This is a genomic window from Anaerococcus sp. mt242 (assembly GCF_016798225.1).
GTDB lineage: Bacteria > Bacillota > Clostridia > Tissierellales > Peptoniphilaceae > Anaerococcus.
Genome location: NZ_JAEUYX010000012.1, coordinates 15,780 through 41,789, shown reverse-complemented (window position 1 = coordinate 41,789; position 26,010 = coordinate 15,780). Strand labels below are relative to the sequence as shown.

Here is a 26,010-nt window from a genome sequence, read left to right as displayed (position 1 = left end):
TCATATAATGCAAACACTGCAGTTCATACTCAATAGGGATTTGCCCATCCGCCCATTTATCCTTTACATAAGGACTAGCAGTCTTACACTCAAGGATTGCATCTTCACCAACAACACGACGGTCAATATCAGCTATAAGAAACGGATATTTTTCATCGCTCATCATGTAGTTATCACGCCTAACTTTTTTACCAGTAGCCTCAGTAAATCTTTGGGCCACATAGTCCTCAAAGTCACGACCTTGCCTTAAGTGTTCGCTCTCACTATCAGTTGTTTCAACAGGTGTAGTCTTATCAAGGTATAGCTGGGCAGGACTCTTCCACTTGCTCAATCCACAAGCAGCTGCAGCATCAGATCCACCAATACCTAGCTGCCTATACTCCAACCACTCCTCACGGCTTAGGTCTTTTACATTGACAATAGTATTAGTCATATAAGACTCCCTAGATAGTCAGAGTTTTGATCTCTTTCATCAATTGCCCACAACCTATCCTGTTCTTTTTGGTATTCTTCATCCTCATAATCAAGACTACCAATCTCCATATCCTCAAGCTCTACATCCTCGCGTACCTTTGTAGCCTTAAACATATACTCAAGGATTGCCTCCTCCTTGCTATCGTTAAATCGCTCTTGAAACTCCTGCAAAGACACATCCACTTCGTAGTCTTGATATATGCACTTAGTAAATGTGATTTTCATAATATCTCCTTAACTTTTCCCTACGCTCAATTTCCAAATCTATATATAAAATCTTTGTATCTCTTTCTTTTTCATTAGGTTTAGTTTCTAGCCACTTTCTTAAGGAAAATAATCTATCTTCTTTAGTGGCCATCAAACAGCGTCTATACTCTTCCCAGTCATGACAATTCATTTCTTCTTCCTTTCAAATTGTGGTATAATATCCACATAAGTCTTTTTTGCCAAGCCCATAGATTGCCGTCTATTGGGCTTTCTTTTTATTCTCCAAATTCCTCTAAACTAGCCTTTCTGATACGCTCCCAGTTTCTTTTTCTGTAATCTCTTTGCATATCCTTGTAGACCCTTTTTTGATCTCTTCTTTCCGCTTTTCTGTTGATTTTTTTATCGTAGTTCGGTTTAAAAATATCTTGAAATGTTAATTTTTTTACTGTCATTTTTAATCTCCCTTTACTTAAATAATTCTTTTTCCCCATTTGCACACTTGTACAAAGTCTTTTTATCAATGTAATATTTGTGATTATCTCCAGTACCTTTTATAGCAGTGCCAAAAGTTAAAACCCCAGCCCTGAGACAATCACGTATTATTTTTTCATCCCAGTTTAAAAGCTTACTAGCCTCTGCAACTGTTGTTATATGGTCACTTGCTTTCACTGGTCACCCCATCCTCCTTTTTAATATTGAGTACAATCACCTTAAGGAGGTGATATAATGTCTAAAAAAGTCAATATAGAATTGACAGAGCGCCAAGCCACATCTTTATTACTTTTGCTTGCAGAATACAGCAACGGCAAGACTGAAGTAACAAAAGAAGATGCCAAGCTTTTTAAATCTGTTTTAAATTCTATAAAGAAAAACTATCCAAACATTGAAAAGTTTGATAATCTATTCAAAGATTAATATTTGTCCCAAACACCAAGGTCATTAGCTATATCTTCCATAATTGATATTCTTTCTTCGGCAGTAAGATTAAGAAGATTATTTTGAGAAATAGTTACCATGACTTTCCTAATATCAGAGTCGTCCAACACAATTTGGTCGGCTCTTTTATTTTCTTGTAGTCTTACAGCCTCATTAATCTCGTGCCATTCTCTTTTAGTAAATTTTTGTCTAAACTCTAAAAACTGTTTTATATCTTCTAATTTCATAATTTCACCTATCCTAAAAATTTATTAATAAAGTAAATCTGACCCTTGCCAGTAACCTTTGTAGTGGTTGTCAATACATTAGCACCCCTACTATCCACATAAGACCCTTTCTTCATTTCAAATAAGCCTTGCTCAACATACTGTTGCAGTGGTTGATTTTTTCTCTCGCCAGACTTACATAAGTATCCGTTATCTCTCATCCAAGCAAATAGTTTGTTTTGTCCTATCTTTCCATCAATTTTGCCTTGTCTTATTGCTTCTTGACTAATCATCTTAGCAAGTTCACCCATTAAGCAAGACCTACTTGAAGCAGATACTGTGTCAGCAAATAGTACCTTTGGTTTGTTTCTTTCATTCTCAGCCTCAGCCAATGCTCTTTTTGCTCTTTCTTCTTTTAAGTTTGTCGCTAGCATTATTAGATAGTCCGGATCAGATAAAGTTTTCTCTATGACTTCATCAGACATGTATACTCCATGCTTTCTGATTGCTGGTAGGACTTCACTTGTAACCCAATCTGTAAATCTTTCAGCTTGAGGTTTTCTACTTTGGAAAGCTAGTTTGTATAGGTTGGACTCATTGATAAAATTCATTTTTACATTTTGTACAGCATTTGTACCGTCTGATTTTTTTCCAGTTATCACCCCTACCTCATTACTAATGACCCCGTCTTTATTAAGTCTTGTCTTAGCTTGACTAGGATTATTTATTTCTAAAATCTTACAAATATCATTCAAAGCGAAGTATGGTTCGTTGCTTATAGTTGTTGTTCTTATTTCAAATTCATTGTTCTCAAAAATTTTTAATTGATTCATAATTACTCCTATTCATTTTTCTTGGATTTATTCTAAATATATTTATTTTCTGTTCCATATTCTTGGACTTTTAGGTCAAAAAAATATTGTACTGGCTTATGAAATATGTCAGCTATTGAATTCATAATTTCAAGTCGCGGTTTTGTGACTCCTTTTTCAATATACATATAAGTACTTTTGCTACTATATCCTAGTAGTGTAGCCATATCTTCATACGTATAGTTATGCTTCAATCTCTCTTCCTTCAATCTATTATTAGTTATAATAATCACCCCCTACTCTTCATAAATCAACCACCAATCAATTTTAAGCTCTTTAGCTAAAAGCTTAGCTTTACTAACTGGCAACTCTAATCCACCATTCTCATACAAATAATAAGTATTTATATGACAACCCCTATAAGTGTTATAATTGTCTTACAATGTAAAGAAAGGAGGATAGTATTATGAATACATCTGATTTAAACACCCTTATTTACCTACGTTTAAAAGATGAAGATTTATCTAAACTTACCGACATGGAATTAGTTGAAAAATACTTAGAACACTCAAATTCATTAAAACAAGCTTATAATCAACTTAAATACCCAGACGGCGAAAGATTGAGATCCATTGATAAACGTGAATTAGGTTTATAAGATTGAGGGCTTCTGGCCCTCTCTATTTGTAAGCGTCTAAATTTATGTGGACTTCAACCACACAATCATTTTTTTTAGCGAATGCTTCTGCATACTCCTTATATTCTTCTAATGCTTTATGCATTTCTTCTGGAGTCCACTTATCATAAAAATTAAAATTCAAATGTATTTTTACTTTATTTTCATCTTCAATTTCCATCATTTCCTCCCTTCCTAAGTATATTATAGTCCAAGTAATTTGGACTGTCAAGTAAAAATAATTTATTAGTACAATATTTTTGGATTAAGTTCATTTTATTTGGATATTATAGTATTATGAACTTAGTAGTTCATAATATTTGAACAAGGAGAATGTATGATTAGTAAAAATATTAGAAAGTTTAGGAATGAAAATAACTGGACTCAAAAAGAATTGGCAGATAAACTTCACGTAGGCAAAACAACGGTTTCTAACTATGAGACCGGCTACTCAGAGCCTGATATAGAAACACAACTTATTTTAGCCGATTTATTTGGCGTATCACTTGATGAGCTTAATAGCCGTAAATCTGACTCCAAAATCAAAAATTACATAACTATCAACGTCTATGGTCGTGTCCCAGCAGGCATCCCTATAGAGGCAATAGAAGATATAGAAGACACCGAAGAATTATCCCTAAAAGATTATCAACTATCCAAAGACTACATAGGCCTCATAGTAGATGGAGACTCCATGTACCCTAAATATCTTAAAGGAGACACTATAATAGTAGAAGTCACTCCGCAGTGTGAAAATGGCGAGGATTGTGTTGTATATGTAAACGGCTATGATGCAACACTAAAGACTGTGATAAAAAATGACGATGGAACAATAACTCTACAACCAATAAACCCCTCATATCCCCCAACTACATATGGCTCAGATGATGAGCCTATAAAAATCTTAGGCAGAGTAAAAGAAATAAGGAGAAAAATATGAAAAAAATACTATTAACATTAGCTTTATCACTAACATTAACATCTTGCGGAGGAAACTCAATAAAGCCAGAAAAAAATGATATAAAAAATGGATCCGGTACAGAAACAATCGGCACCATGACAGTAACAAGAGAAGATGAAGCTAAAGTAACAGATGAGTACATCAGAGAATGGTACGAAATTGTAAAAGACCAAAGCTCAGACTATGATGTAATAATCTATAACGAGTCAAACACAAATAACGAAGGTAAGGGAATATACTATGATGGCAGCACTATATGGAAAGATGTTGAATTTGAATTAGGACCTGACTTAATCTTTACCACATCAAGCATGGAGAATGCTGAAGAAGTACCAATACAATAACAAATAAAAAAGCACGGGAACCTGTAAAACCCGTGCTAAATTATACTTTTTAAAAGACATTAACCGACTTCTTATATCATTTAGTGCCTCTTAATAGAATTATACAACAAGGAGGACAATATGGCAAAAAGAAGAAAGCTACCCAACGGAACTGGATCTATCGAGCGAGTAAAAAAGACACCCCAAGGCAAAACACGATTAAACCAATATCGAGCAAGACTACCAGCAAAGAAAGGCCGTAAAGACATAGGATTTTACAAGACCTACAATGAGGCAATGGACGCCCTAATTAATTATCAAGACCCAGCAAAAACCGAAACCTTTGAAGCTTTATACCAAAAAACAAAGCAAACCAAAGCCTTTAGAGACCTAACCCACAAAACAAAAATCAGATATGACTCGGCCTATGAAAAATTTGAGCCTATCCATAGCCTAAATATCACAGAAATAACCTACACCGACCTGCAAGAAATCATCGACCAAATGGATGAAGAAGGCTACTACAAAACGATAAATGGAGAATATAGGCATCAAGAATATAGCAAAGGCACCCTCAAATACCTAAAATTTGTAGTAAACAAAATCTATACTACAGCCATAAGAAACAATATCCAAGTGACCAATCTAGCCCCTACCCTAACATTAGGAGGTGCAGCGGTAGGTACAAAAAGACAAAAAACAATCTTTACAAAAGATGAAATTAACCAAATGATAGATCAAATAGACAAAGTACCAAATATAAGACACGTACTTATAATGATATTTACAGGCATGAGACCAGGAGAATACAGAGAATTAGAAAGGTCAAATATAGACTTTGATACCAATACCATATCAAACTTTGGAATAAAAACAGAAGCAGGACAAAACAGGAAAATATTTATCCATCCCAAAATAAGAAACTTGCTAATGGATCTAACTATAGAAAGTCAGTCAGGATATATTTTAGAATATAAAGGTAAAGCACTAAAACATGATAAAAGATTTTATGATGACATCTACTATCCAGCACTAAAAGATGCAGGCATAGAAAGAAAAATACCATATACATGTAGGTACACCTTTGCCACCATAGCCCACAACAGTGGAGTAGATAATAAAGCCTTACAAAAATTAATGGGCCACACCGATTTTAATATTACAGCAAATTCTTATATCCAAGACCTAGATGAATTTATTTATGAAGAGTTACAAAAAATACAATAAAAAAGCGGATAATATGTAAGATTACCCACATATTACCCACAGACAAAATATAAACCGTTGGAATTTCAATATTCTAACGGTATTAATGGTGTTCCAGAGAGGATTCGAACCTCCGACACCCGCCTTAGGAGGGCGGTGCTCTATCCAGCTGAGCTACTAGAACAAGCCCCTCCGGCTTAGGGAGGAGTCGCGCCATAGCGCGAAATAACCGCAGAGCAAGGCTCGAGGACAAAGGCCCTGCGCCACATGAGCAGTCGGAACGAAGTTCCGAACTAAATTTAATATCAATCTACAGTCCTCAGCCCTAAAAGGGCTTGCGGTATTCCGTGCTGTAGCACGGGTCCTCTAAAAGGCGGACAGCCTTGTCTTACTATCTAGCAATCAACACCTTCAACAAAAAGTCAGCTGCATCTTCACTAGATCTCATAATTCTTGAAAACATAGATGCTTCTTTAAAATCACTTTTTGCTACCAAAGGCACTTTGTATTCTTCGTCTTCATAGCTTACATAAGCTTCACCGAGAACTTCTCCTGCCTTAATTGGTGCCTTAATTTTATCTTTTATATCATATTTAATGGCAGCTTTTTCTCCATCTTTTAAGATTATGTTTACATTTTCACTTGGGAAAACATCGACATAACCTTGACTTACAGTGTTTGTTTTTATAGATTCTACTGCTACGTTTTCATCTAGTACACTTTCTAGATTGTAATATCGGCTTACATAATAAATCAAATCGCTCATTACACTATTTCTAGTGTCTTTTTGATCAGCTCCCATCACTACACCGATAGTTCTAAAATCATCTTTATCATCGATTTTTTTCATATCAGCTGTAGATATTAAACAAGCACCAGCTTGATCAGTTGTTCCAGTTTTAAGTCCATCTACTCCTGGTATTTCTCCTATTAATGGTACTGTTGATTCTACATTTATGTTGCGTCTTGGATCTGTTATTTCGCGTACACTCCCATATTCTAATATTTCAGGATACTTTTCAATGATGTGCTTAGTTAGTAAAAATAAGTCTCTGGCAGAAGATGAATTTTCCTGACCATTTTCTGTTTCTACTCCACTTGCATTGTAATAAATTTGACTGTTTAAGCCAAGTTCTGAAGCTTTCATTGTCATATTTCGTGCAAATTCTGTCTCAGAATCCTCTACTGTCACTGCAAGTTGATAGGCACAATCATTTCCAGAAGCCACAATTAAACCTTCTAAAAGCTCTTTTACTGTAAAAGTCTCTCCTTCTTCAAGGCCTAGGGCAGAATATTCCCAGCTATTATATTTGGCTGCTTCTTTACTAACTGTAACCTCTTGATCTGGGCTTATTTTCCCTTCATCAATTGCTTCTTTAGTTAGTAGATAGGTCATTAATTTACTAAGGGAAGCCATTGGCAAAGACTCATCAGCATTTTTTTCGTAATATATATCTCCTGTTTTTTCATTACCTATAATGTAGCTTGTTACATTATCATCTAGACCAACAATCTTATTTTGATTAGCTGCAAGAGCTGGCATTGGCGCTAGAATTAAGATTAATGATAAAAGTAAAGATATGATTTTTTTATTTTTCATAGATACCCCTAACTTAAGAATGACTCAAGTTTTTTATAATTACTTCTTAAAATCTTAAGGCTTTCTACATCTATTTCTTTTGGATAAGCATAACCTAAAACATTACACATATTCATAGCAAGTCTTCTAAATAGGACACAGGCCTTAAAGAGTGAATTATATATATCCATCAAGTCTTCATGATGATAGGTAAAAAGGAAATTTTCTTTTGTGTCGATATCTAAAGTACTTTTAAGCTTTTGCCCGTCATATCCTTTATCCATTGTATAAGCATATTTTTCTTTTACATAAAAATCAATCATTGCTAATAAGTAGCTTCTTAATTCTTCCATTTTAAGGCTTGCCGCAATTTCATCTTTTTCTGTTATATATAGTGAAACTTCAATAGCATTTGCAAAGAAATTTCTGATTGTTGATGTAAATTCATATTCTTTTGGAGATTCGTACCTAAAATTATCATTAATATCTAGTCTATCAACACCTGGTTTGTTGTAGATAAACTGAATTTCCTTAGGCAATTTTTTTACAAAAACATCTGCATAATCACTAGAAATAATGCTTTCAGTAATTTTAGTATTGTCTTTTTTGTAAATATTTATACTTGTAAAAGGTACCTTAGATTTATCGATTGTAAACTCTTCTTTTATTCTATTTACTAGTACAACATCATCAAATAGGCCCACTAATTCTTCTTCAAGCTTTCCAATTATAATGTCATTTACAATTGTATAAACCTTGTAAAACGAATCGTAGTTTTCATCTTTGATGCAAAACATCGATTCAATTGCATCATTAGCTTTGGCATATGAGATGAGTTTGTTATTAATATCATTTCTCATATTAATCTAAACTTTCTATATAATTATTTAGTAGCTTTGCAGTTAATCCCCATATTACAGGCTCTGTATCATAAAAATAAATATCATTAAATCCAGTCCAAAATTTATATTCTCTGCCATTTGGTATTTTATCAAATGGAAAATCATCTGGGAATTCCCACCTTGATGGAGTGTGATAAACTTTTGGTCTATGTTCTTTTAAATAGTCGATATCAACTGCAAAAATTTTTTCTACTTCCTCATTATACTTTATTTCTTCGATTTTTTTATGTATTCTGCCATAAAAAGATTTAACATGCATATAAGATGTATTTAAAATCATAGAAGAATATCCTTGATACTCAATATCTTCATAATCAAGCAATAACTCTTCCATAGTTTCTCTTACAGCCGCTTGTTCAAAAGTCTCTCCCATTTCTACTCTCCCACCTGGAAAACTCACTTCTCCTGGCTGGGGAATATTTTTAGATCTTACTTCAAAAAGTATATGGTCTTTGCCATCCACTTCTATAATTGGAATCAGGACAGCATAATTTTTAATTTTATCATAAAACTCATCATCAACCAATAAATTTTTCATAATAACCTCTGTAACTTTATCTTATAAAAATTATTTATATTAGTCAAATAAAAAATAATGTTTATTAAATCCTAATTTAGGTATAATAATAGTGTCATTTGAGAAATTTCTGAAAGGAGAAATATTATGTGGAAAGAATTTAAAAACTTTATCCAAAAGGGTAGTGTTCTAGACATGGCCGTTGGTATCATCATGGGTTCTGCATTCACAGCAATAGTTAATTCACTTGTTGAAGATTTATTAATGCCAATTATTACAGGATTAACTGCAGGTGTTGATTTTGAAGACCTAGTAGTAAATGTAGGTGGTGCAACACTTAAATTTGGTAACTTAATTAACGCTATTATAACATTCCTAATCATTTCACTAGTTCTATTCTTAATATTAAAATCAATGAATAGAATTGAACCAGTTAGCGATAAACCAACTACAAAAGAATGTCCTTACTGTAAAACAGAAATTGATATTTCTGCAACAAGATGTCCAAACTGTACATCAGAACTAGAAGGATACCACAACGAACATGCACATATTCATAATGAAAATGTAGTTGTAAAATAAGACTTTTAATTAGAACCACGTAAGTGGTTCTTTTTTTTGCCATATTTTGCTTTACAATTTAAATAAATTTGTTATACTGTTATATATACAGTTATACAATTATTATAAGGAGTTATAAAAACTTAATGGATATACTAATAAATGCGCAAAGTGAAGATCCAATTTATATTCAAATTAAAAATCAAATAATTAAAGCAATTATAGAAGGCAATTTAAAAAACAATGAACAGTTGCCCTCCCTAAGAGGCCTTGCAAAAGAATTAAAGGTAAGCATCTTAACTGTAAATAGAGCATATACTGAACTTGAAAGTGAAGGATTTATAGTAGGGGTACAAGGAAGTGGATTTTTTGTTGGAGATACTCAGTCACTCATTGTTAAAGAACAATATATCCGCGAAATCGAAAACTTATTTTCCCAAGCTGTAAATCTTGCTAATATTTCTAATCTAGATTTAGAAGATTTAACACAATTACTAGAAATGATATATAAGATTGAAATTAATGATTAGGAGAAAATATGGATAGTCTAATAAAAATTGATAAGTTAATTAAGCAATACAAAAATTTCGAATTAAATGTATCGACAGTTTTTCCAAAGGGTTATATAACGGGGATTATTGGTGGAAATGGTGCCGGTAAAACCACCTTAATTAATTCTATCTTAAATATTATAAAAACTGAAAGTGGTTCTATATATGTGGATGATAATAAAATAAATGACGAAAGTTTCATTTATAAGGATAAAATTGGGATCGTACTTGATTCAAACTTTTTTCCCTCCTTTTGGACACCTGAAACACTAGAAGAAGCTATAAGTCCATATTATAATCACTGGTCTCATAAAAAATATATGGATTACCTTGATATATTTGATCTTGATAAAGAAAAAACTATATCTTCCTTATCAAAAGGCATGCAAATGAAATTGATGCTAGCAGTTGCCCTAGCTCATAATTCACAAACTCTCATACTTGATGAGCCTACTTCTGGACTTGATCCTATATCTCGCAATGAATTACTTGAAATACTACAAGAATTCGTACAAACTGAAAGCAATAGTGTTATATTTTCAACTCATATTACCAATGATTTAGAAAAAATAGCTGACTACATCATATATTTAAATAAAGGAAAAATTGATTATAGTGGAACAAAAGATATGTTTCTAGAAAATTACCGTATTGTACAAGGACCAAAATCTAAATTAAGCCAAGGTATAGAAAAATTTATGATAGCTAATGAAACTTCTAATTATGGCTTTAAATCATTAATTGAAACAAAAAATATATCGAATTTTAAAAATGATGATTTTCAAATATTAAGTCCTAGTATTGAAGAAATAATGATTTTTAAAAATAAGAATAAATAAAGGAGATAAGGATGTCTACAATTAAAATTCAGTGGCATTTAATAAAATCATATCTTTTGCCAATTTTATATTATATGTTAATAGCATCAATTATGACCATACAATCAAGTAGCATAATATTTTCTGCTTTATTAGCAGCTACACTTATGGCTATGAAACTAACATCCCTCCCATTTGAAGTTGATACAAATGAAAATCTAGATAAATTTTATGGATCACTTCCTGTATCAACAAATGACTTTATTAGTTCAAGATATGGTTTGATGATAATAATTGGTTTTATTGGAATTATACTTAGCGTATGTCTAAGATTAATATTAGTACTAATTATTAAAAAAACAGTTTCAAGCTCAGAAGAAATAATTTGTGCTATCATATTAGGTATGATTTTCTATGTGATATTAATCTCACTACAACTTCCTTTGTATTATAGATACGGCACTATTAAGGTTAGATTATTTTCTATAATTCCTGTTATATTTTATGTTTTAGGAGCTTCATTATATATATACACAGATGTATCAAATAATCTAATAGAAATTATTGGCTATCTCAAAAGTAATATATGGGTCTCTATCATAACTTTTTTATTAGTAAGCATATTAGTAGGATATATCTCATTTACGATTTCAAATAATATCGTTAAGAAAAAGGAGTAGAAAAATGGATGATAAATCAAGAAAAAATTTAAATTTTGTAGGTAAATTTATAGCAATCTCGGGAGCCATTCTAGGAATACTCCACATAATTCCTATAAATGGAATTATTCAATTATCATCACTGGGGATTGGCCTTATATTAATTATTGTGAGTAAAATTGATAATGATAATTTATAAAAAGAACTATCAATAAAGATAGTTCTTTTTTTTTTTGCAAAAATAAGTTGACAATTAAAAATGAGATGCTATAATTAAATTAAGTTAGTTAGTCACTTAAGTAACTAACTGATAAGGAGGCTGTATGAATGGATTCTAATAAACTTATTTTTGAACAAGTAGCAGAAATGGTAGAAAATCAAATCCTAGATGAACTTTTAAATCCAGAAGACCAATCCCCTTCTACGACGGATTTTGCTAATATATATGGTATAAATCCAGCTACGGCTAGGAAAGGACTTAATATTTTGGTTGATGAAGGAATACTTTACAAAAAAAGAGGAATGGGCATGTTTGTAACAAGTGATGCAAAAAAAATTATTAGTGAAAAAAGAAAAAATGAATATTTGACCAATATCCTACCAGATTTGATAAAAAATATTCAAATGTTAGGCATAAGTCAAGATGAGTTGATTGCAGAAATTGAGAAAAATTATAAGGAGCTATCTAATGATTGAAGTTAGAAATCTAAAAAAATCCTATAAGGATAAACTAGTCCTTGATCGAATAAATTTAACTTTAGAAAATGGAAAAATTTATGGACTTGTGGGCAGAAATGGTGTAGGTAAAACTACCTTGATGAAGATCCTATCAAATCAAATATGTGAGTATGAGGGCAATGTAAAAATTAATGGTGTTGACATTAAAAATGATAAATCATTTAAGGAAAGCATAGCAATAATCAGCGATGATTTTATAACTGAAAATCAAAATGGTGAAAAAATAAAAACTTTACTTAGCAGTTTTAAAAGTCTATCCCCTAATTTTAATCAGAAAAGATTTGACGAATTGATGAGTTTGTTTAATATTGATAAAAAGAAAAGATATGATAAGCTTTCGTTTGGTAATAAATCTCTATTTAGGACAATAATTGGCCTATCATCTGGAGCAAAATATCTATTTCTAGACGAACCAGCTACTGGACTTGATGAAATAAATAAAGATATTCTTTACAATAAGATTTTAACCTACCAAGATAGTGACAATTCAACCATTATCCTTTCATCACATATTTTAAATGACATAGAAAAAATTGCAGATGATGTGATAATTTTAAAGGGTCAAAAAATTATAATCAACGATTCTATAGAAGCATTGTCAGAAAATTCTCTAAAAATAACTCTAAATCCTAATGATTCTAGCTTACTAGATGATAAAAATGTCATACATACAAAAAATATAGGCGGACAAGTTATAGCATATGTTTATGATCGATTTACTAGAGCTGAACTTGAAAACTTGAGGGCAAAAGCTCTCGTTCAGCCAATGCCACTTGATGAGTTATTTAAGTCATTAAATATGGAGGTTTAATATGAATGGAATTACAAAAGTTATAAAAGCTTCTTTGAGGCTAGATTTAAGAGGGCTAGTAGGTGCCTTAATTGGTATTATATTCGGCAGTTTGGTATTATACTTTGGTTTAGGCCAAGAAATCATGAAGGATAGCGGAACTAGTGGATTTAATACAATTTTATTGATTTTAAGCGGAATGATGATAGTAGCCATAGTTGTTATAGTAGCTATGTCACAAGCCCAATCCATGGGTGATATTCTCCCAACTGCTAGCAAACTAGGAAATAAAAGAGAAGATATTGCCTGGGGATTGCTTTTAAAGGATATTATTATCTCAATAATAGCAATAATAATATTAAAGCTTATCGTAGATTTTATAGTGGGAGTATATATTAATAGTCCTGGTTTTGAGGAAGAATCTCTAAGTAAGACAATTATGAACTTATCTTTAAATGAAGCATTATTGAAATTTGTTTTAAATTTTTTAAGCATAACAGTAATTGCATCAGTTATTTCCTACTTACTAAAAGTAAACCCAATTATTGGATGTGTTATAGGACTTGCACTTTCAATCACATTTAACTCAAGTTCCATAATCGTTAATGCTTTTAATAATAGCTTATGGTTAAGCCTTCTACTAGTAATTATCAGCCAAGCATTTAGATTTTATGTAATAAAAAAAATAGATGTAAGATTTTAAATTAAAAGAGATGAGAAATTATTCTCATCTCTTCTTTTCTTTTATATAATCACAGTTAGCACATCTTATCTCATCGACTTTTCTATTTTTCTTATGAACTAAAAGGTCGCCACATTCTGGGCAAGTTTCACCTGTTGGTGGATCCCATACTGCATATTCACATTTTGGATAGTTGTCACAGGCATAAAATCTTTTACCTTTTTTGCTGACTTTTTCGATAATTTCTCCAGTTTTACATTTTGGACAAGTAACCCCAGTAGTTTTTACGATTGATTTTGTAAAGTCACATTCTGGGAAATTGGTACAACCAATAAATTTACCATTTCTACCGTGTTTGATAGCAAGTGCATGGCCGCATTTTGGACATTTTTCATCCAAAACTTCATCTTTGACCTTATAATCTGTATCATCTTTTTTGACATTTTTCATGTCTTTTTCAAAACCAGTATAAAAATTGCCCAATACATCTTTCCAATAGATTTTATGTTCGGCAATCTTATCTAGTTGGTCTTCCATATCTGCGGTAAATACTACATTTATTATGTCATCAAAATTTTCTTGTAAAAAGTCATTTACCGTAAAACCAAGTTCTGTTGGATAAATGGATCTGCCCTCGTATTCTACATAGTTTCTATTTACAATTTGATTTATCGTAGCTGAATAAGTTGAAGGACGGCCAATGCCAAATTCTTCAAGGACTTTTACAAGACTTGCTTCAGTATATCTGGCTGGTGGATTTGTAAAGTGTTGGTCTTTTTTAATTTTTGTGGCAGATATTACATCTCCCTCTTTAAGCTCTGGGAGGATATTTTCATTTTCAAGTCCCCCACTTATTTTGTTAAATCCTTCAAAAATAGTGATTTTACCATTTGATTTAAAAATCAAGTTATTATTATCAAAATTTATTGTGGTTGATAGGTATTCGTAATCAGTCATTTGCGATTGAACAACCCTTGTCCAAATCAATTTGTAAAGCTTATATTGTTGATCGGTTAAATATGGTTTTACTGAAATAGGATCTCTAAAAATTGATGTTGGTCGGATGGCTTCGTGGGCATCTTGGCTGCCTTTTTTCTTGCCGCCATGATTATTGCCCTTTCCAGCATACTTATCTCCGTACTTATCTTTTATATATTTTAAAGACTCTCCCACAATTTCTGATGAAATTCTTGTAGCGTCAGTTCTCATATAAGAAATCAAACCAACAGACCCATCTCCTACATCTATACCTTCAAATAGTTGTTGGGCCAATTGCATGGTGTATTTTGTAGAATAACCCAATTTGTTTGAAGCATCTTGTTGGAGTGTTGATGTTGTGTAAGGTTTTGGTGGTTTACGAGATTTTTTGGTCTTTTTAACTTCTACTACCTTAAAATTGTCCTTATCTATGGCATCTAAGACCTTATTAGCCCCAGACTCGTTTGAAATTTTTACCTTTTTGCTAGGCTTACCATAAAATTCTGATATAAATTTTGTATTGTCATAATCATGGTCAGCTGTGATTGTCCAGTATTCTTCTGGTACAAAGGCATCTATTTCTTTTTGTTTTTCTACAATTAATTTTAAAGCAACTGATTGCACACGGCCAGCTGAAAGTCCAGATTTTACTCGCTTCCACAAAATCGGACTAATTTCATAACCTACTATCCTATCCATAACCCTTCTAGCTTGTTGAGCATCTACTAGATTTTGGTCAATTTGCCTTGGAGTTTTTATGGCATTTTTTACATTTTCTTTGGTAATTTCATGAAATTCCACACGATTTTTATCATCTGGATCAAGTCCCAATAGATATTCCAAATGCCAGCTTATAGCTTCACCTTCCCTATCCGGGTCAGTTGCCAAGTAAACTTTGTCCGCCTTATCTGCTTCTTTTTTAAGTTCATTTATAGTTTTTGCTCTGCCCCTTACTTTTATGTATTCAGGTTCAAAGTTATTTTCTATATCTACACCAAATTTTGACTTTGGTAAATCACGCAAGTGCCCGACTGTAGCCATTACCTTGTAATTGCTACCAAGCATCTTACCAATCGATCTTGCTTTTGTTGGGGATTCTACTATCACTAAATTTTTAGCCAAGCTTTTCACCTCTTTGTTGTAAATTCATTATTTCCAATATTTTCTATATAATCTCTAAGTTCGAGCGATGTTAAAAGATAATTAATTTCATCTATATTATATGATAAATTTGCTGCAAGTAAGTCTGCAGTAGTATTTGGATTTTCTTCGATATATCTTACTATTTCTAGCTCATCATTTGCAAGTGATGAGTAATCAGTAATTGATTTTATTTGATTTATATCCAATAGATAATCAAGTTCTTCTAGGATATCATCAGCACTTGTAATTAATTTGCTACCCTCTTGGATAAGTTTATTTGTACCCTTAGAATAAATAGAATTTATATTTCCAGGCACTGCAAAGACTTCTTTGCCTTGCTCTAAAGCACACCTAGTTGTAATCATGGTTCCAGATTTTTCTTTTGCTTCAATAACTACTGTTGCAAGCGAAATACCGGATATAATTCTATTTCTTCTTGGGAAATTATAAGGTTTTGGTTCAGTTCCTAGGGGGAATTCTGATAATATAAGTCCCTTATTTTCTAGTTCTTGATATAAATTACGGTTTTGTTTAGGATATATCTTATCTATTCCACAACCGATTATACCTATGGTCCTACCAGATACTTCTAGTGTGGATTTGTGGCAAACTGCATCTATACCATAGGCAAGTCCAGATACCGTTGTAATTCCAGCTGATGAAACTCCCTGGCTTAAAGTTTTACAAGCCCATTTGCCGTAATCAGTGCATTTACGTGCGCCAACAAAGGCAATGGAGTTTTTATCTTTTTCGTGATCTAGTTCACCTTTATAAAATAATATAGAAGGTCTATCTTCAATATATCTAAGGTTTTCTGGATAATCTTCATCTAAAATAGTTACGTAGTTATAGCCATATTTAATAACTTTTTCATGATATTCTTTAAAATCTGCCATGGATTTAGCATTAAATATTTTTTCATAAGATTTATCCGTTAAAAAATCAAAATCTAATCTAGTTTTCTCAAAAAAATTATCAAAGCCTATTGTTTCATTAATCTTTAAAATGATACGATTATCCAAAAATATGTAGTTTAGGTATAAAATTATTTCTCTATTTGTATATTTAGAATGCATTTTCAATATAATTTATCTTTCTACTTTCGGTAAATACTTCTGCAACATCAAATCTCATTATATAATTTGTAAGATTATTCTCAATTAGATAAGTTTGGCTAGCCTTGGCTATGCGTTGTTGTTTATAAAAGTTTACTGCTTCTCTGGGATAGCCAAATTTTATATTTTTTCTAGCTTTTACTTCCACAAAACATACTATATCATTTTTCATAGCAACAATATCAATTTCTCCATAGGGCTTTAGGTAATTACGGTCGAGTATTTCGTATCCATTTTCGATTAAAAATTTTGCAACGATTTCTTCTCCTAAGTTCCCTATTTTTCTTTTTTCACTCATAAAAAACTTTCCTGTTTTGCATAGTATTTTTTTAAGAAACTTAGCCTATGAATAGGTGTAATTCCGTTGTTATCAATAGCCTCGTAATGTTTTTTTGTTCCGTAGCCTACATTTGTATCAAAGGAATATTCTGGATAGATTTTTGAAAAATTAATCATAATATCATCCCTACGGATCTTTGCTAAAATTGACGCGCAAGAGATGGCATACTCATTTAAATCTCCTTTTACAATATTTAATTGAGGGATATTTGAGTCAATTCTTTCTGCATCTATTAGCAAAATTTCTGGCTTTATATTTAAATTCTCAACTGCATTTTTCATCGCAAATAGGGTCGCCTGTCTGATATTTATCTTATCTATCACTTTATTATTGGCATAGCCATAAGAAACTGCAAGAGCATCATCTAAGATTTGCTCTTTTAATTCTAACATTTTCTTACGTTTTAGCTTTTTAGAATCAGTTACGCCTTCGATATTGGAATCTTTTTTCATAATTACAGCACAGGTTACAACAGGTCCTGCCAAGGGCCCACGGCCTACTTCATCCACTCCTGCTATATAAGTATATTTTTCGTATATTTGTTTTTTTATTTGATCATTATATTCTGAATATCTCATGGGCGTTCTAGTGTGATTCTTCCAAGTTTGCCTGACCTAAAGTCTGTTAAAATTATGTTTGCAGTTCTAGTGTAGTCAAAATCTCCACCCTTTGTGACTGCACCACGTTTTCTTGCAATATCTTCGTAGATTTCTAGGGCTGGTTTTTCTTGATCTATACCATATCTTTCATTTAGATTTTCTGGATAATCTTCCTTCATTTTTTCTAAAAACTTAAGAGTTAGGTCTTCAATATTTAAAATTTCATCTTTTATGGCATGGGTATATGATAAATTTAGTCCAGTTTCCTCATCAAATTTTGGCCATAAAACCCCAGGAGTATCTAGAAGTTCAATATTTGCATTTGTTTTTATCCATTGCTTAGTTTTTGTAACACCTGGGCGGTTTCCTACATTTGCAGATTTTCTTTTTGCAATATTATTTATAAAGGTAGATTTGCCTGCATTTGGTATACCAACTATCATCATGCGGATGACTTTATTTTCAATATTTTTTGCCTCTATTCGCTCAAATTTTTCAGATAGTTCTGCCTTTGCTAAATCATAAATTCTAGAGACATTTATTTTTTCTTTTGAATTCATAAGTGTAGCAGGTATACCCTCCCCCTTAAATTTATTAATCCACATTCTATTTACCTTATTATCGGCAAGGTCTGATTTATTCATCACTATTAAACGTGGTTTATCTCCCAAAATCTCATCAAGCATAGGATTTCTGGATGATTCTGGTATGCGGGCATCTATTATTTCTAAAACTATGTCTACTAGTTTTAAGTTATTTTGAATCTCTTCCTTGGTCTTTTTCATATGACCTGGATACCAATTTATATTCATTGCCATAATACTCTCCTTATTTTCTAAATATATTATACATAATATATTGTCTTTATCTAGAATTAGTTAATTTGTTGTACTTAAAAAGTGTACCAATTTATATAGTATAAAGCTATATTTGATGCACTTAATTTAATTATTTAATAGATAAGTCTTATAATAACTGAGATTTATTATTTTTAATTTTTATCCTTGTTTTTAACCGAACTTTGATATACAATTAATAAAAATTATCAATAAAAAGTAGAAAAGAATAAAGAATGGAGAAGAAAATGAGTAAAGAATTTTCTATTACAGGAAACAAGGCTATTTTAAACTTATCGGAACAATTTTTTAATGATATCAACGAACTTTTAAATAGCGATTCTTTCTTTGAACTAACAAAATCATTTATAAACTATCACAAAGAAGAATCATCAAGGGTCTACGCATACATAGAACAATTTTTTATTAATTCATCTGTTGACTCTCTTTCAAGAGAATTAGTTGATATCCTAAAGCTACTTACAGTTATGAATATTGACGAAGTTTCTTCAAAAATAAACAAATATCATAACCTAAACAAGGAAAAAGATGGACTATTAAAGATAGTTGAAGAATTTTATAACTATTGGAGAAATCTTGAAAGATACTCAATCATAGAACAAAAAGAAGATTCTCGTGGAGTTGGAGTTGTAAATTTTGTTGAGATCAATGAAAAATTAAAAAATATGATCCTACAAGCCTACAGAAGAATTGAAATGTCTATCATAGGAGAATGGCCAAAAGTCTATAGGCAAGTACCTGCAGCAGCTGATGCTTCTATTATGATAAGATATTTTGATAAGGACTTTCCAGAAATTTATCAAGACTTAAATAAAATACCTTTTATAACTCAAGTTATGATTGAAACTCCATATATTACCTATACTAAATCAAATAAAAGAGATGGAATATTTGAAGAAGTTTACGAAAACCCAATATTTGATACAGATATAAATTACGACCATTTCTTCTGCTATCCAGCAAAGGTAGGAGATAATTTAATCTATATATATTTTCATAGAGACCTTCTTACCCATGGAGTTTCAGCATCCAACCTATTTGAGCTAGCAGATGTTAAAGATGTTGAAGAAAAAAATCCAGATGCCATTTATATTTATGGACCAAAAGATAAGGGTGATAGGAAAAATTCTTTCTACTATGATGAGGAAAATAAATTATATGTTGGCTATATTGCCTACAGCGATAAGATTGATTATTTTGGTTATCTTAAAAAAATGGTCCTAACCTTAAACAATGTAATAAACATCAAAAAAGGATATTTACCAATACACGGTGCTGGTCTTTCAATAGTTTTACAAAATGATAAAACAGTAAATATAGTAATCCTTGGTGATAGCGGAGCAGGAAAAAGTGAATCAATAGAAGCCTTTAGATCTCTTGCCAAAGACTATATAAAAGAGATGACCATAGTTTTTGATGATATGGGATCATTTAGAATAAAAGATGGTAAAGTTTATGCTTATGGTACAGAAATAGGTGCTTTTGTAAGGCTTGATGACCTTGATGCAGGCTATGCCTTTAAGCAAATTGATAGATCAATTTTTATGAATCCTGATAAAGTAAACTCTAGACTTATAATGCCTGTGGCAAGTTTTGAGGAAATAAATAAGGGATATGAAGTTGACTTTTTCCTTTATGCAGATAACTACTCAGCAGTTTTAGACAATGAGTCTTCACTAGAAATAATTGATGATAAAAAAGAAGCCTTAAGAATCTTTAAAAGAGGTGGAAGACTTGCCAAAGGAACTACTACAGAAACAGGTCTTGTTAAAACTTATTTTGCAAATCCATTTGGTCCTGTTCAAAAAATGGAAGAATGTGACAAGTTATTAGACCAATATTTTGAAACTTTATATAAAAATAAGGTTAAGGTAGGAACTATAAGAACTCAATTAGCACTTGATAATATGCAATTTGCAGGACCAAAAGCTGCTGCTATCGAACTCTTTGAACTAATTAAAAATATGTAAAATAAAAAAACTCAAGCAAAATAATATGCTTGAGTTTTTGTTCTATTTGTTTACCTTATCAATAGCTTCTTTTATAAGCTTTGGTGAAATTTTACATTTTTCTTCACTTACTGCACAAACTGCAAATCTTAGTCCGTTTTTATTTGCAACTATATACATATCTTTTTCCTTTAATTTTTCGGCAACTTCTTTTGGATTCTCACATGGAATTGATATGAAAAATCCTCCAAAATATGGCAGATGAATAAGGCCCACCTCTTTTGCACTTTCTACAAAAGCACTAGCTCTTTTTTCAATCAAACGTCTATTTGCAATAAGCTCATCTTCATAAGATTTTTTCTTCTTTTCATCACTTTCTATATCAACTAATATATTCATGCCAGCATGGGTTATATTTGACCAGATTGATCTGTTTGAATGTTTCATCGAATCAAAGGCTCTGTTTGCAATATCTTCTTTTGATGAAATTATTATACAAGCACCTGTCCTTATTCCATAAGCTGTATAGGATTTACTCATAGAATAGGCAATTGTTGTTATGATATTTTCTGGCAAAGATGAAAATTTTTGAAAGAATTTCTTTTGAGATCCATCCCCTGCAAATTCTATATAAGCAACATCAAGAAGAATGCAGATAAACTTACCAGAAACCGCTCTTTTTCTTATTACGTCAAGAATCCTATCCCACATTGCATCATCTATACTAAAACCAGTAGGGTTATTGGCAGGAGAGTTAAATACACAAAGGACCCTATCTCTTTTCTCTAAGGCAAAATCTAAAGTAATTGTAAACTCTTCTAGATTGAAGTTAAAATCTTCATCTAAAAACTCATAAGTTTTAAATTCCCTATCAAATTCTTCACACATTGTAGAATAAGCTGGCCAATACCAGTTTGGACAAATCACATAATCGCCTTGGTTTAAAAAGGTCCAAATGCTATGTCTAATGGCTCCTGTACCACCAGCAGTTGCAACAGCTTTAATATAAGAATCTGGTTTATAAGGTCCAAAACAATTATCAACTAATAGATTAAGATATGCCTCACCACCTTCAATGGCCGCATAGCTTGCTATTGATTTTTTATCCATATCTTTTAATGTATCATAGACACTATCAAATGCAATCAGATTCCCATCATCATCTATCAAAGTTCCAAGAGTTGAGTCTATGACCTTATCTCTTCCTTTTGCTTTTATAGCTTCTTTGCATTCTTTATTTACTTTAAATATTTCATCTTCAAGTCTTGGCCACTTAGCATGGTCTGCTATAATATCTTTTGCCATAATCTCTCCCCCATTTTAATATTTTTGATATTGTATCATTTTTTAATATTTTTTAAAAGGAAAGATTTAGAAATCATAAAGTATCTCTATGAAATATAAATCAAATAGGTATTTTTATCTAACCAAACCTACCAGTTTAGCTGGTAGGTTCCACAGCGCCTAGAAGGCGCTAATACCAGCACGCCCCTACTGGACCTTAGAGTATTCTCCATATGCAACACTATCCCAACTACTGCTTAAGCAGTTATTTATTTGCTCTTTGCTACTGACTCACTCGTAAACGGGTCATAGTATTCCTTTAAGCTGATTTGATCTATATAATAATCTTCTTTTAATTGTTTTTGTATATATTCTTTTATTATTTTTTCGTTTCGTCCTATTATATCAACATAGTAACCTCTACACCAGAAATGTCTGTTTCCATATTTATATTTTAAATTGGCATGGCGATCAAATATTATTAATGAGCTTTTTCCTTTTAAATATCCCATTATTTCTGATATGCTGTATTTTGGTGCAAATACTACATGATATTTACATCGTCATTTAGTGTGTGATAAACTATTCTTCTCAATTAAATTCTCCTTGTTTTAATTGTACATGTGGTTATCACAATTATATATCAAGTGAGAATTTTTTGGCTTGAAACTGGCGCTTAAATCCTCCACCTGCATAGCGGGTGGTTTTTTGTTTCACTCACATTCGTTCGTTCAACTCACTAAAGTGAATAATAAAATATGTCTCCTTAAGCTTAAAAGTTAAGGAGACATTTTATTATTATGACAAGCATAATAAGTAATCTTTTCTGCTATATTTTATTCCCTAAAAATTTAACAGTATATAACTATATATTAATTGAATATATTTGCCCAGCACCAGCAACAGCAGCTACAGCACCATCCACCTGGTGAAAGTGCACTAGCATTGAAGTCTTTTTGGTCTTCAATTTTTTTTACAATTTTCATTAAGCGACTCTCCTTTCTTATTATTTACAGCAGAAAAGTATTACCAAGATTATTCTGTTTTTAGAAAAATTAATCTAGATTTTATCTAAAAACTTATTTAATAAATATTATGGGAAAGGTAAAATTCTCTTATTTAAATTTTCACCTTTTGGTAAGAATTTTTCATAAGCTTTATGACCTAAAGCCGGGACTCCTGCAATGAAAGCTGTAGAGAACTCTTTCATATAAACTTTAGCTATATATATTCTTCTAAATCTCTCTTGCATTTTAAGTACTGTGTAGACAGGCTTTATATCATTTTTCTCTACATATTCTTTAACGCTAAGACCTAGTTGTTCTTTACGTATTTCGGATAATTTAATTTTATCGTTTCCTTTAACAAACCAATCTAACTCACGTTTATAACATGAAAGTCCATAGTAAGATACTGCTTGATAAAAAGTTTTGAAATTTTTTGGATCATCACCTTCGTGAACATCTAAAACTTGGTTAGAGAATTTTGATGTTATCCAATTTGGAGCGTAAACAATTTTTCTAGTATTATTAATCGATTGCATATATTCTTCTAGAGATGATAATATAGCACTTTCTATATCATTAGAGACCCCTCCTCCAGCATTAAAAGAATATTTTGTCATATCTTCATCAAAAGACATAGCAGTTACAACGTGAAAATTTTCTTGATCTACGTTATGTAAATAAAAATTAATATTTTTATCTCTTATGTATTCTTTAAACTTTAAAAGCTTTGAATTTTTTACTTTATCTAATATAATTGCTTTTGGAGGATTTTTACAATACCAAGATAAATTAATTTCATGGCGTTCAATAATTTCTTCTATCCCGTGTAAAATTCCACGATTATATTCAAAATGAGAAGTCAGCCCCCCCGATGTAGAATAACCTATCCTATCTTCATTTTTTTCTTGTTGAACGTAGTACATTAGAACTAGGGATGCAGGAAATAGAATTTCCTCATCTGTTCTGTATTCTTTCATCGGAACCCATCCAATTATGCTATCTTCATTAAATTTATCAAATAAGAAGTTTTTTTCTTCATGTTGATCTTTTGCAAATAATGAATAGTCTGCAGGATTAGCTGCATTAATATTTTTATTGACTAAGTCCTTGTAAGAGGATACTACCAAATTATTTTCTTGCTCAAAATATTCAAAACATGCCATAAGTCTTTCAAATGCTTCTCCTAAAGATGAACATATTGCTTTATAGTATGTGAATCCCTTTCCTCCAGCAAATATAGATTCACTAAGGGATAATGATTGTCCTGTGTTACCAAGAAGATAATTAAAAATATAATCTATATTAGAAAACTCACAATTGCCTATAAAAAGTGGTAGTTCTGAATATGGAGCTAAAACTATATCTAATTTTTTTATCAAGTTAAAATATCCTAGATAATTCATCATCTCCCTGTAATTTAAGAAGTCTTCAACTTGAAATTCTGATGGCTCAGAAATCTTTTTATGATTTTGTACTTTTATCTTTAATCCCATTTTATCCTCACATTCTTTAGTACTAGTATTGCAATTATAGTATAACCAAGCATATAGAGACAGTTTATTCCATTATTAGATAATGAAAATTCATTAATCCAAACATTTTGAACTATTTCAATAGAATGATACATTGGAAAAACACGAGCAACTTTTTGTACAATTTCTGGTAAAGAGTCTACTGGCAAAGCAACCCCAGATGTAAATATCAAAAACATAAATACTCCCGATGCTACTAAACTAGCTGTTCTAGTTGATTTTATTAGCAAGGCTAATGCATAACCTAAAATGAAAAATACAAACATAATATCAAAATATGCTACAATGAATATTAGTAATGATTTAATATCCATAAACCAACTCGCATCATATATTAAAAAAGATGCAGCTACAAAAAGAGAGGTTGATAGCAAACAAACAATCATAAAAGTTAGCATAAGTGATAAGAAATACATCCCATAAGATACAGGATAGGTCATATACCTTTTTAAAACTCCTTGATCTTTTGCTTCAAGCGTTGTTATTGGAATCCCCATTAAACCAGTATTTGCTAATAAAAATACTATATTTACAGGAATTACTGTGTCTATCCCTAATACATCGGGCCCGTACTTGGTTACTTCATCACCGAAAGTACCACCAAAAACTATTGTTAGCACCATAGGTAAAACTATCATAAAGAAAAGGGAAACATATTCGCGTGATAAAGCAATCATTTCCATTTTTAAATATGGTTTTATTTTATTCATTACATAATCTCCTCAGAATGACTCTTTTTACCAGTTAAATAAAAATATATGTCCTCTAAATCCAAATCATGAACTGATACTTTTAAATCTTTCACTTTGTTTTGAATCTGATCAACATTATTTCTTATATAGAAATTATGAACAGTTCCTGATACTTTAACTTCGGAAGTGCCACCCAATTCTTCTATGATTTGCTTTATGGGAGCAACATTGTTATGTCTAACTTTAATTAATTTCTCGTAAGGACATTTCTTTCTTATATTTTCAAAAGTATCTTTTGCTACTATTCTTCCATTATCTAGTAAAATTATTGTATCAGAATAGAGTCTTGCTTGATTTAAGTAGTGATCAGAAACAATTACAATATGCTCTTTTCCGTATTCTCTAATTGTATTCCAAATCTCATCTCTACTATATGTATCAAGTCCTGATACTGGTTCATCAAGCATGATAATGTTTTGCTGTGCTAAAAAAAGAATAGCTGTTAAAAAACGTCTTTTTGTACCTCCAGAAAGAGTAGTTGTTTTATTGTTATAATATTCTTCCAGATTAAATCTTTTTAAATAATCAATATCATTAACTTCAATTTGAAAAATATCTTTTATTAGAGCCATTTCTTCCTTTAATTTTATTGTTTTTCTCAAACCATTTTGTTGACATAAGAATCCTAGCTCTTTTTTCGCCTCTAAACTTCCTGCTTTATAGCCACTTATTAAAACTTCTCCGCTATCCGCTTTACGAAGACCCGCTATTATCTCCAATAAAGTTGTTTTCCCGCTACCGTTTGGACCTGCTATCAGATAAACACCTGGTTCCTTAAGATCTAGATTTATATTATCTAACACAGTATTATCGTAATTTTTTATTACATGATCTACAATTAAATTCATATCTTAAC

At 31.4% G+C, this 26,010-nt stretch carries 35 protein-coding genes, 1 tRNA gene and 1 pseudogene; 14 read left to right on the top strand and 23 right to left on the bottom strand.

Features of this window, described 5'->3' with window-relative positions; translation table 11 throughout:
* From JNO63_RS06190 to JNO63_RS06170, 5 genes are all read right to left on the bottom strand, one after another.
* Positions 1–433, bottom strand: a 433-nt coding sequence (locus tag JNO63_RS06190) for a YqaJ viral recombinase family nuclease (RefSeq protein ID WP_203127626.1), incomplete at its 3' end; no start/stop codon positions are given.
* Positions 430–699 carry a hypothetical protein gene (locus JNO63_RS06185; RefSeq protein WP_203127625.1) on the bottom strand — a complete coding sequence of 90 codons (270 nt, stop codon included), beginning with the start codon at positions 697–699 and terminating at the stop codon, positions 430–432. The genes JNO63_RS06190 and JNO63_RS06185, both read right to left, overlap by 4 nt.
* The gene (locus JNO63_RS06180) at positions 680–871 is read right to left on the bottom strand and encodes a hypothetical protein (protein ID WP_203127624.1); all 192 of its coding nucleotides are present in this window, start codon (positions 869–871) and stop codon (positions 680–682) included. Before JNO63_RS06180 ends, JNO63_RS06185 begins: the two co-directional genes overlap by 20 nt.
* A gap of 85 nt (positions 872–956) precedes the next feature.
* Positions 957–1,133, bottom strand: coding sequence for a hypothetical protein (locus JNO63_RS06175; RefSeq protein ID WP_203127623.1), 177 nt, complete (start codon positions 1,131–1,133; stop codon positions 957–959).
* Between the two features lie 13 nt (positions 1,134–1,146).
* Positions 1,147–1,350: a hypothetical protein gene (locus JNO63_RS06170; protein ID WP_203127622.1), complete on the bottom strand. Its 204-nt coding sequence runs from the start codon at positions 1,348–1,350 to the stop codon at positions 1,147–1,149.
* Positions 1,351–1,407: 57 nt separating this feature from the next.
* Here JNO63_RS06170 and JNO63_RS06165 point away from each other — a divergent pair, with 57 nt between their 5' ends.
* Entirely contained in the window at positions 1,408–1,596 is a 189-nt protein-coding gene (locus tag JNO63_RS06165) for a hypothetical protein (RefSeq protein ID WP_203127621.1), read from the top strand.
* On the opposite strand, the gene JNO63_RS06160 is transcribed toward JNO63_RS06165, so the two are convergent.
* From JNO63_RS06160 to JNO63_RS06150, 3 genes are read right to left on the bottom strand one after another with little or no spacing between them, the layout of a single operon-like run.
* Entirely contained in the window at positions 1,593–1,844 is a 252-nt protein-coding gene (locus tag JNO63_RS06160; RefSeq protein WP_203127620.1) for a hypothetical protein, read from the bottom strand. The two genes, JNO63_RS06165 and JNO63_RS06160, sit on opposite strands and share 4 nt — an antisense overlap.
* Positions 1,845–1,852: 8 nt before the next feature.
* Positions 1,853–2,656, bottom strand: a complete 804-nt coding sequence (locus tag JNO63_RS06155) for a phage antirepressor KilAC domain-containing protein (protein WP_203127619.1) — start codon at positions 2,654–2,656, stop codon at positions 1,853–1,855.
* Positions 2,657–2,688: 32 nt separating this feature from the next.
* Entirely contained in the window at positions 2,689–2,928 is a 240-nt protein-coding gene (locus tag JNO63_RS06150; RefSeq protein ID WP_338014981.1) for a helix-turn-helix transcriptional regulator, read from the bottom strand.
* Positions 2,929–3,101: 173 nt separating this feature from the next.
* Between JNO63_RS06150 and JNO63_RS06145 the strand changes: the two genes are divergently transcribed.
* The gene (locus tag JNO63_RS06145; RefSeq protein WP_203127617.1) at positions 3,102–3,293 is read left to right on the top strand and encodes a hypothetical protein; all 192 of its coding nucleotides are present in this window, start codon (positions 3,102–3,104) and stop codon (positions 3,291–3,293) included.
* 22 nt (positions 3,294–3,315) lie between these two features.
* On the opposite strand, the gene JNO63_RS06140 is transcribed toward JNO63_RS06145, so the two are convergent.
* Positions 3,316–3,492 (bottom strand): hypothetical protein, encoded by a 177-nt coding sequence (locus tag JNO63_RS06140; RefSeq protein WP_203127616.1) that lies wholly within the window; start codon positions 3,490–3,492, stop codon positions 3,316–3,318.
* 156 nt (positions 3,493–3,648) lie between these two features.
* Between JNO63_RS06140 and JNO63_RS06135 the strand changes: the two genes are divergently transcribed.
* The 3 genes from JNO63_RS06135 (at position 3,649) to JNO63_RS06125 (ending at position 5,822) form a co-directional block, all read left to right on the top strand.
* Positions 3,649–4,251 (top strand): LexA family protein, encoded by a 603-nt coding sequence (locus JNO63_RS06135; RefSeq protein ID WP_203127615.1) that lies wholly within the window; start codon positions 3,649–3,651, stop codon positions 4,249–4,251.
* The gene (locus tag JNO63_RS06130) at positions 4,248–4,616 is read left to right on the top strand and encodes a hypothetical protein (protein ID WP_203127614.1); all 369 of its coding nucleotides are present in this window, start codon (positions 4,248–4,250) and stop codon (positions 4,614–4,616) included. Before JNO63_RS06135 ends, JNO63_RS06130 begins: the two co-directional genes overlap by 4 nt.
* Before the next feature lie 120 nt (positions 4,617–4,736).
* Positions 4,737–5,822, top strand: a complete 1,086-nt coding sequence (locus tag JNO63_RS06125; protein ID WP_203127613.1) for a tyrosine-type recombinase/integrase — start codon at positions 4,737–4,739, stop codon at positions 5,820–5,822.
* 86 nt (positions 5,823–5,908) lie between these two features.
* Here the strand turns inward: JNO63_RS06125 and JNO63_RS06120 are convergent.
* From JNO63_RS06120 to JNO63_RS06105, 4 genes are all read right to left on the bottom strand, one after another.
* Positions 5,909–5,985, bottom strand: a tRNA-Arg gene (locus JNO63_RS06120).
* Positions 5,986–6,192: 207 nt separating this feature from the next.
* Entirely contained in the window at positions 6,193–7,401 is a 1,209-nt protein-coding gene (locus JNO63_RS06115) for a D-alanyl-D-alanine carboxypeptidase family protein (protein WP_203127612.1), read from the bottom strand.
* Positions 7,402–7,409: 8 nt separating this feature from the next.
* Entirely contained in the window at positions 7,410–8,240 is an 831-nt protein-coding gene (locus tag JNO63_RS06110; protein WP_203127611.1) for an aminoglycoside 6-adenylyltransferase, read from the bottom strand.
* Position 8,241: 1 nt separating this feature from the next.
* Complete coding sequence (locus JNO63_RS06105; RefSeq protein ID WP_203127610.1) at positions 8,242–8,820, bottom strand: NUDIX hydrolase; 579 nt, start codon at positions 8,818–8,820, stop codon at positions 8,242–8,244.
* Between the two features lie 126 nt (positions 8,821–8,946).
* On the opposite strand from JNO63_RS06105, the gene mscL reads away from it, so the two are divergent.
* From mscL to JNO63_RS06065, 8 genes are all read left to right on the top strand, one after another.
* A complete protein-coding gene (gene mscL / locus JNO63_RS06100; protein ID WP_203127609.1) occupies positions 8,947–9,381 on the top strand; it encodes a large conductance mechanosensitive channel protein MscL in 435 nt (144 codons plus the stop codon).
* Positions 9,382–9,506: 125 nt separating this feature from the next.
* The gene (locus JNO63_RS06095) at positions 9,507–9,890 is read left to right on the top strand and encodes a GntR family transcriptional regulator (RefSeq protein WP_203127608.1); all 384 of its coding nucleotides are present in this window, start codon (positions 9,507–9,509) and stop codon (positions 9,888–9,890) included.
* Between the two features lie 8 nt (positions 9,891–9,898).
* Positions 9,899–10,750 (top strand): ABC transporter ATP-binding protein, encoded by an 852-nt coding sequence (locus tag JNO63_RS06090; RefSeq protein ID WP_203127607.1) that lies wholly within the window; start codon positions 9,899–9,901, stop codon positions 10,748–10,750.
* A gap of 11 nt (positions 10,751–10,761) precedes the next feature.
* Complete coding sequence (locus JNO63_RS06085) at positions 10,762–11,409, top strand: ABC-2 transporter permease (protein WP_203127606.1); 648 nt, start codon at positions 10,762–10,764, stop codon at positions 11,407–11,409.
* A 4-nt stretch (positions 11,410–11,413) separates the two neighbouring features.
* Positions 11,414–11,587: a hypothetical protein gene (locus JNO63_RS06080; RefSeq protein WP_203127605.1), complete on the top strand. Its 174-nt coding sequence runs from the start codon at positions 11,414–11,416 to the stop codon at positions 11,585–11,587.
* A gap of 128 nt (positions 11,588–11,715) precedes the next feature.
* Entirely contained in the window at positions 11,716–12,084 is a 369-nt protein-coding gene (locus JNO63_RS06075; RefSeq protein ID WP_203127604.1) for a GntR family transcriptional regulator, read from the top strand.
* Positions 12,077–12,937, top strand: a complete 861-nt coding sequence (locus JNO63_RS06070) for an ATP-binding cassette domain-containing protein (protein ID WP_203127603.1) — start codon at positions 12,077–12,079, stop codon at positions 12,935–12,937. The genes JNO63_RS06075 and JNO63_RS06070 overlap by 8 nt, the downstream gene beginning before the upstream one ends.
* Before the next feature lies 1 nt (position 12,938).
* On the top strand, positions 12,939–13,619 hold the full coding sequence (locus JNO63_RS06065; RefSeq protein WP_203127602.1) for a hypothetical protein: 681 nt from the start codon (positions 12,939–12,941) through the stop codon (positions 13,617–13,619).
* Positions 13,620–13,643: 24 nt separating this feature from the next.
* Here JNO63_RS06065 and topA read toward each other — a convergent pair whose 3' ends face one another.
* The 5 genes from topA to ylqF are packed head-to-tail and all read right to left on the bottom strand — an operon-like array spanning position 13,644 to position 18,585.
* Complete coding sequence (gene topA / locus JNO63_RS06060; RefSeq protein WP_203127601.1) at positions 13,644–15,698, bottom strand: type I DNA topoisomerase; 2,055 nt, start codon at positions 15,696–15,698, stop codon at positions 13,644–13,646.
* A gap of 5 nt (positions 15,699–15,703) precedes the next feature.
* Positions 15,704–16,795 carry a DNA-processing protein DprA gene (dprA, locus tag JNO63_RS06055; protein ID WP_203127629.1) on the bottom strand — a complete coding sequence of 364 codons (1,092 nt, stop codon included), beginning with the start codon at positions 16,793–16,795 and terminating at the stop codon, positions 15,704–15,706.
* Complete coding sequence (locus tag JNO63_RS06050) at positions 16,785–17,132, bottom strand: YraN family protein (protein WP_203127600.1); 348 nt, start codon at positions 17,130–17,132, stop codon at positions 16,785–16,787. Before JNO63_RS06050 ends, dprA begins: the two co-directional genes overlap by 11 nt.
* Positions 17,129–17,752 carry a ribonuclease HII gene (locus JNO63_RS06045; RefSeq protein ID WP_203127599.1) on the bottom strand — a complete coding sequence of 208 codons (624 nt, stop codon included), beginning with the start codon at positions 17,750–17,752 and terminating at the stop codon, positions 17,129–17,131. Before JNO63_RS06045 ends, JNO63_RS06050 begins: the two co-directional genes overlap by 4 nt.
* Complete coding sequence (ylqF, locus tag JNO63_RS06040) at positions 17,749–18,585, bottom strand: ribosome biogenesis GTPase YlqF (protein ID WP_203127628.1); 837 nt, start codon at positions 18,583–18,585, stop codon at positions 17,749–17,751. Before ylqF ends, JNO63_RS06045 begins: the two co-directional genes overlap by 4 nt.
* A gap of 272 nt (positions 18,586–18,857) precedes the next feature.
* On the opposite strand from ylqF, the gene JNO63_RS06035 reads away from it, so the two are divergent.
* Positions 18,858–20,600, top strand: a complete 1,743-nt coding sequence (locus JNO63_RS06035; RefSeq protein WP_203127598.1) for a phosphoenolpyruvate carboxykinase — start codon at positions 18,858–18,860, stop codon at positions 20,598–20,600.
* 42 nt (positions 20,601–20,642) lie between these two features.
* Here the strand turns inward: JNO63_RS06035 and JNO63_RS06030 are convergent, their stop codons facing one another.
* The 5 genes and pseudogenes from JNO63_RS06030 to JNO63_RS06010 form a co-directional block, all read right to left on the bottom strand.
* Positions 20,643–21,884, bottom strand: a complete 1,242-nt coding sequence (locus JNO63_RS06030; RefSeq protein WP_203127597.1) for an aminotransferase class I/II-fold pyridoxal phosphate-dependent enzyme — start codon at positions 21,882–21,884, stop codon at positions 20,643–20,645.
* Between the two features lie 248 nt (positions 21,885–22,132).
* A pseudogene (gene tnpA / locus JNO63_RS06025) lies at positions 22,133–22,399 on the bottom strand (IS200/IS605 family transposase); the annotation flags it as partial.
* Positions 22,400–22,956: 557 nt separating this feature from the next.
* The gene (locus tag JNO63_RS06020) at positions 22,957–24,363 is read right to left on the bottom strand and encodes a YcaO-like family protein (protein WP_203127596.1); all 1,407 of its coding nucleotides are present in this window, start codon (positions 24,361–24,363) and stop codon (positions 22,957–22,959) included.
* Positions 24,354–25,112 (bottom strand): ABC transporter permease, encoded by a 759-nt coding sequence (locus JNO63_RS06015; protein WP_203127595.1) that lies wholly within the window; start codon positions 25,110–25,112, stop codon positions 24,354–24,356. The genes JNO63_RS06020 and JNO63_RS06015 overlap by 10 nt, the downstream gene beginning before the upstream one ends.
* Positions 25,112–26,002 carry an ATP-binding cassette domain-containing protein gene (locus JNO63_RS06010; protein ID WP_203127594.1) on the bottom strand — a complete coding sequence of 297 codons (891 nt, stop codon included), beginning with the start codon at positions 26,000–26,002 and terminating at the stop codon, positions 25,112–25,114. Before JNO63_RS06010 ends, JNO63_RS06015 begins: the two co-directional genes overlap by 1 nt.
* Between the last annotated feature and the right edge of the window lie 8 nt (positions 26,003–26,010).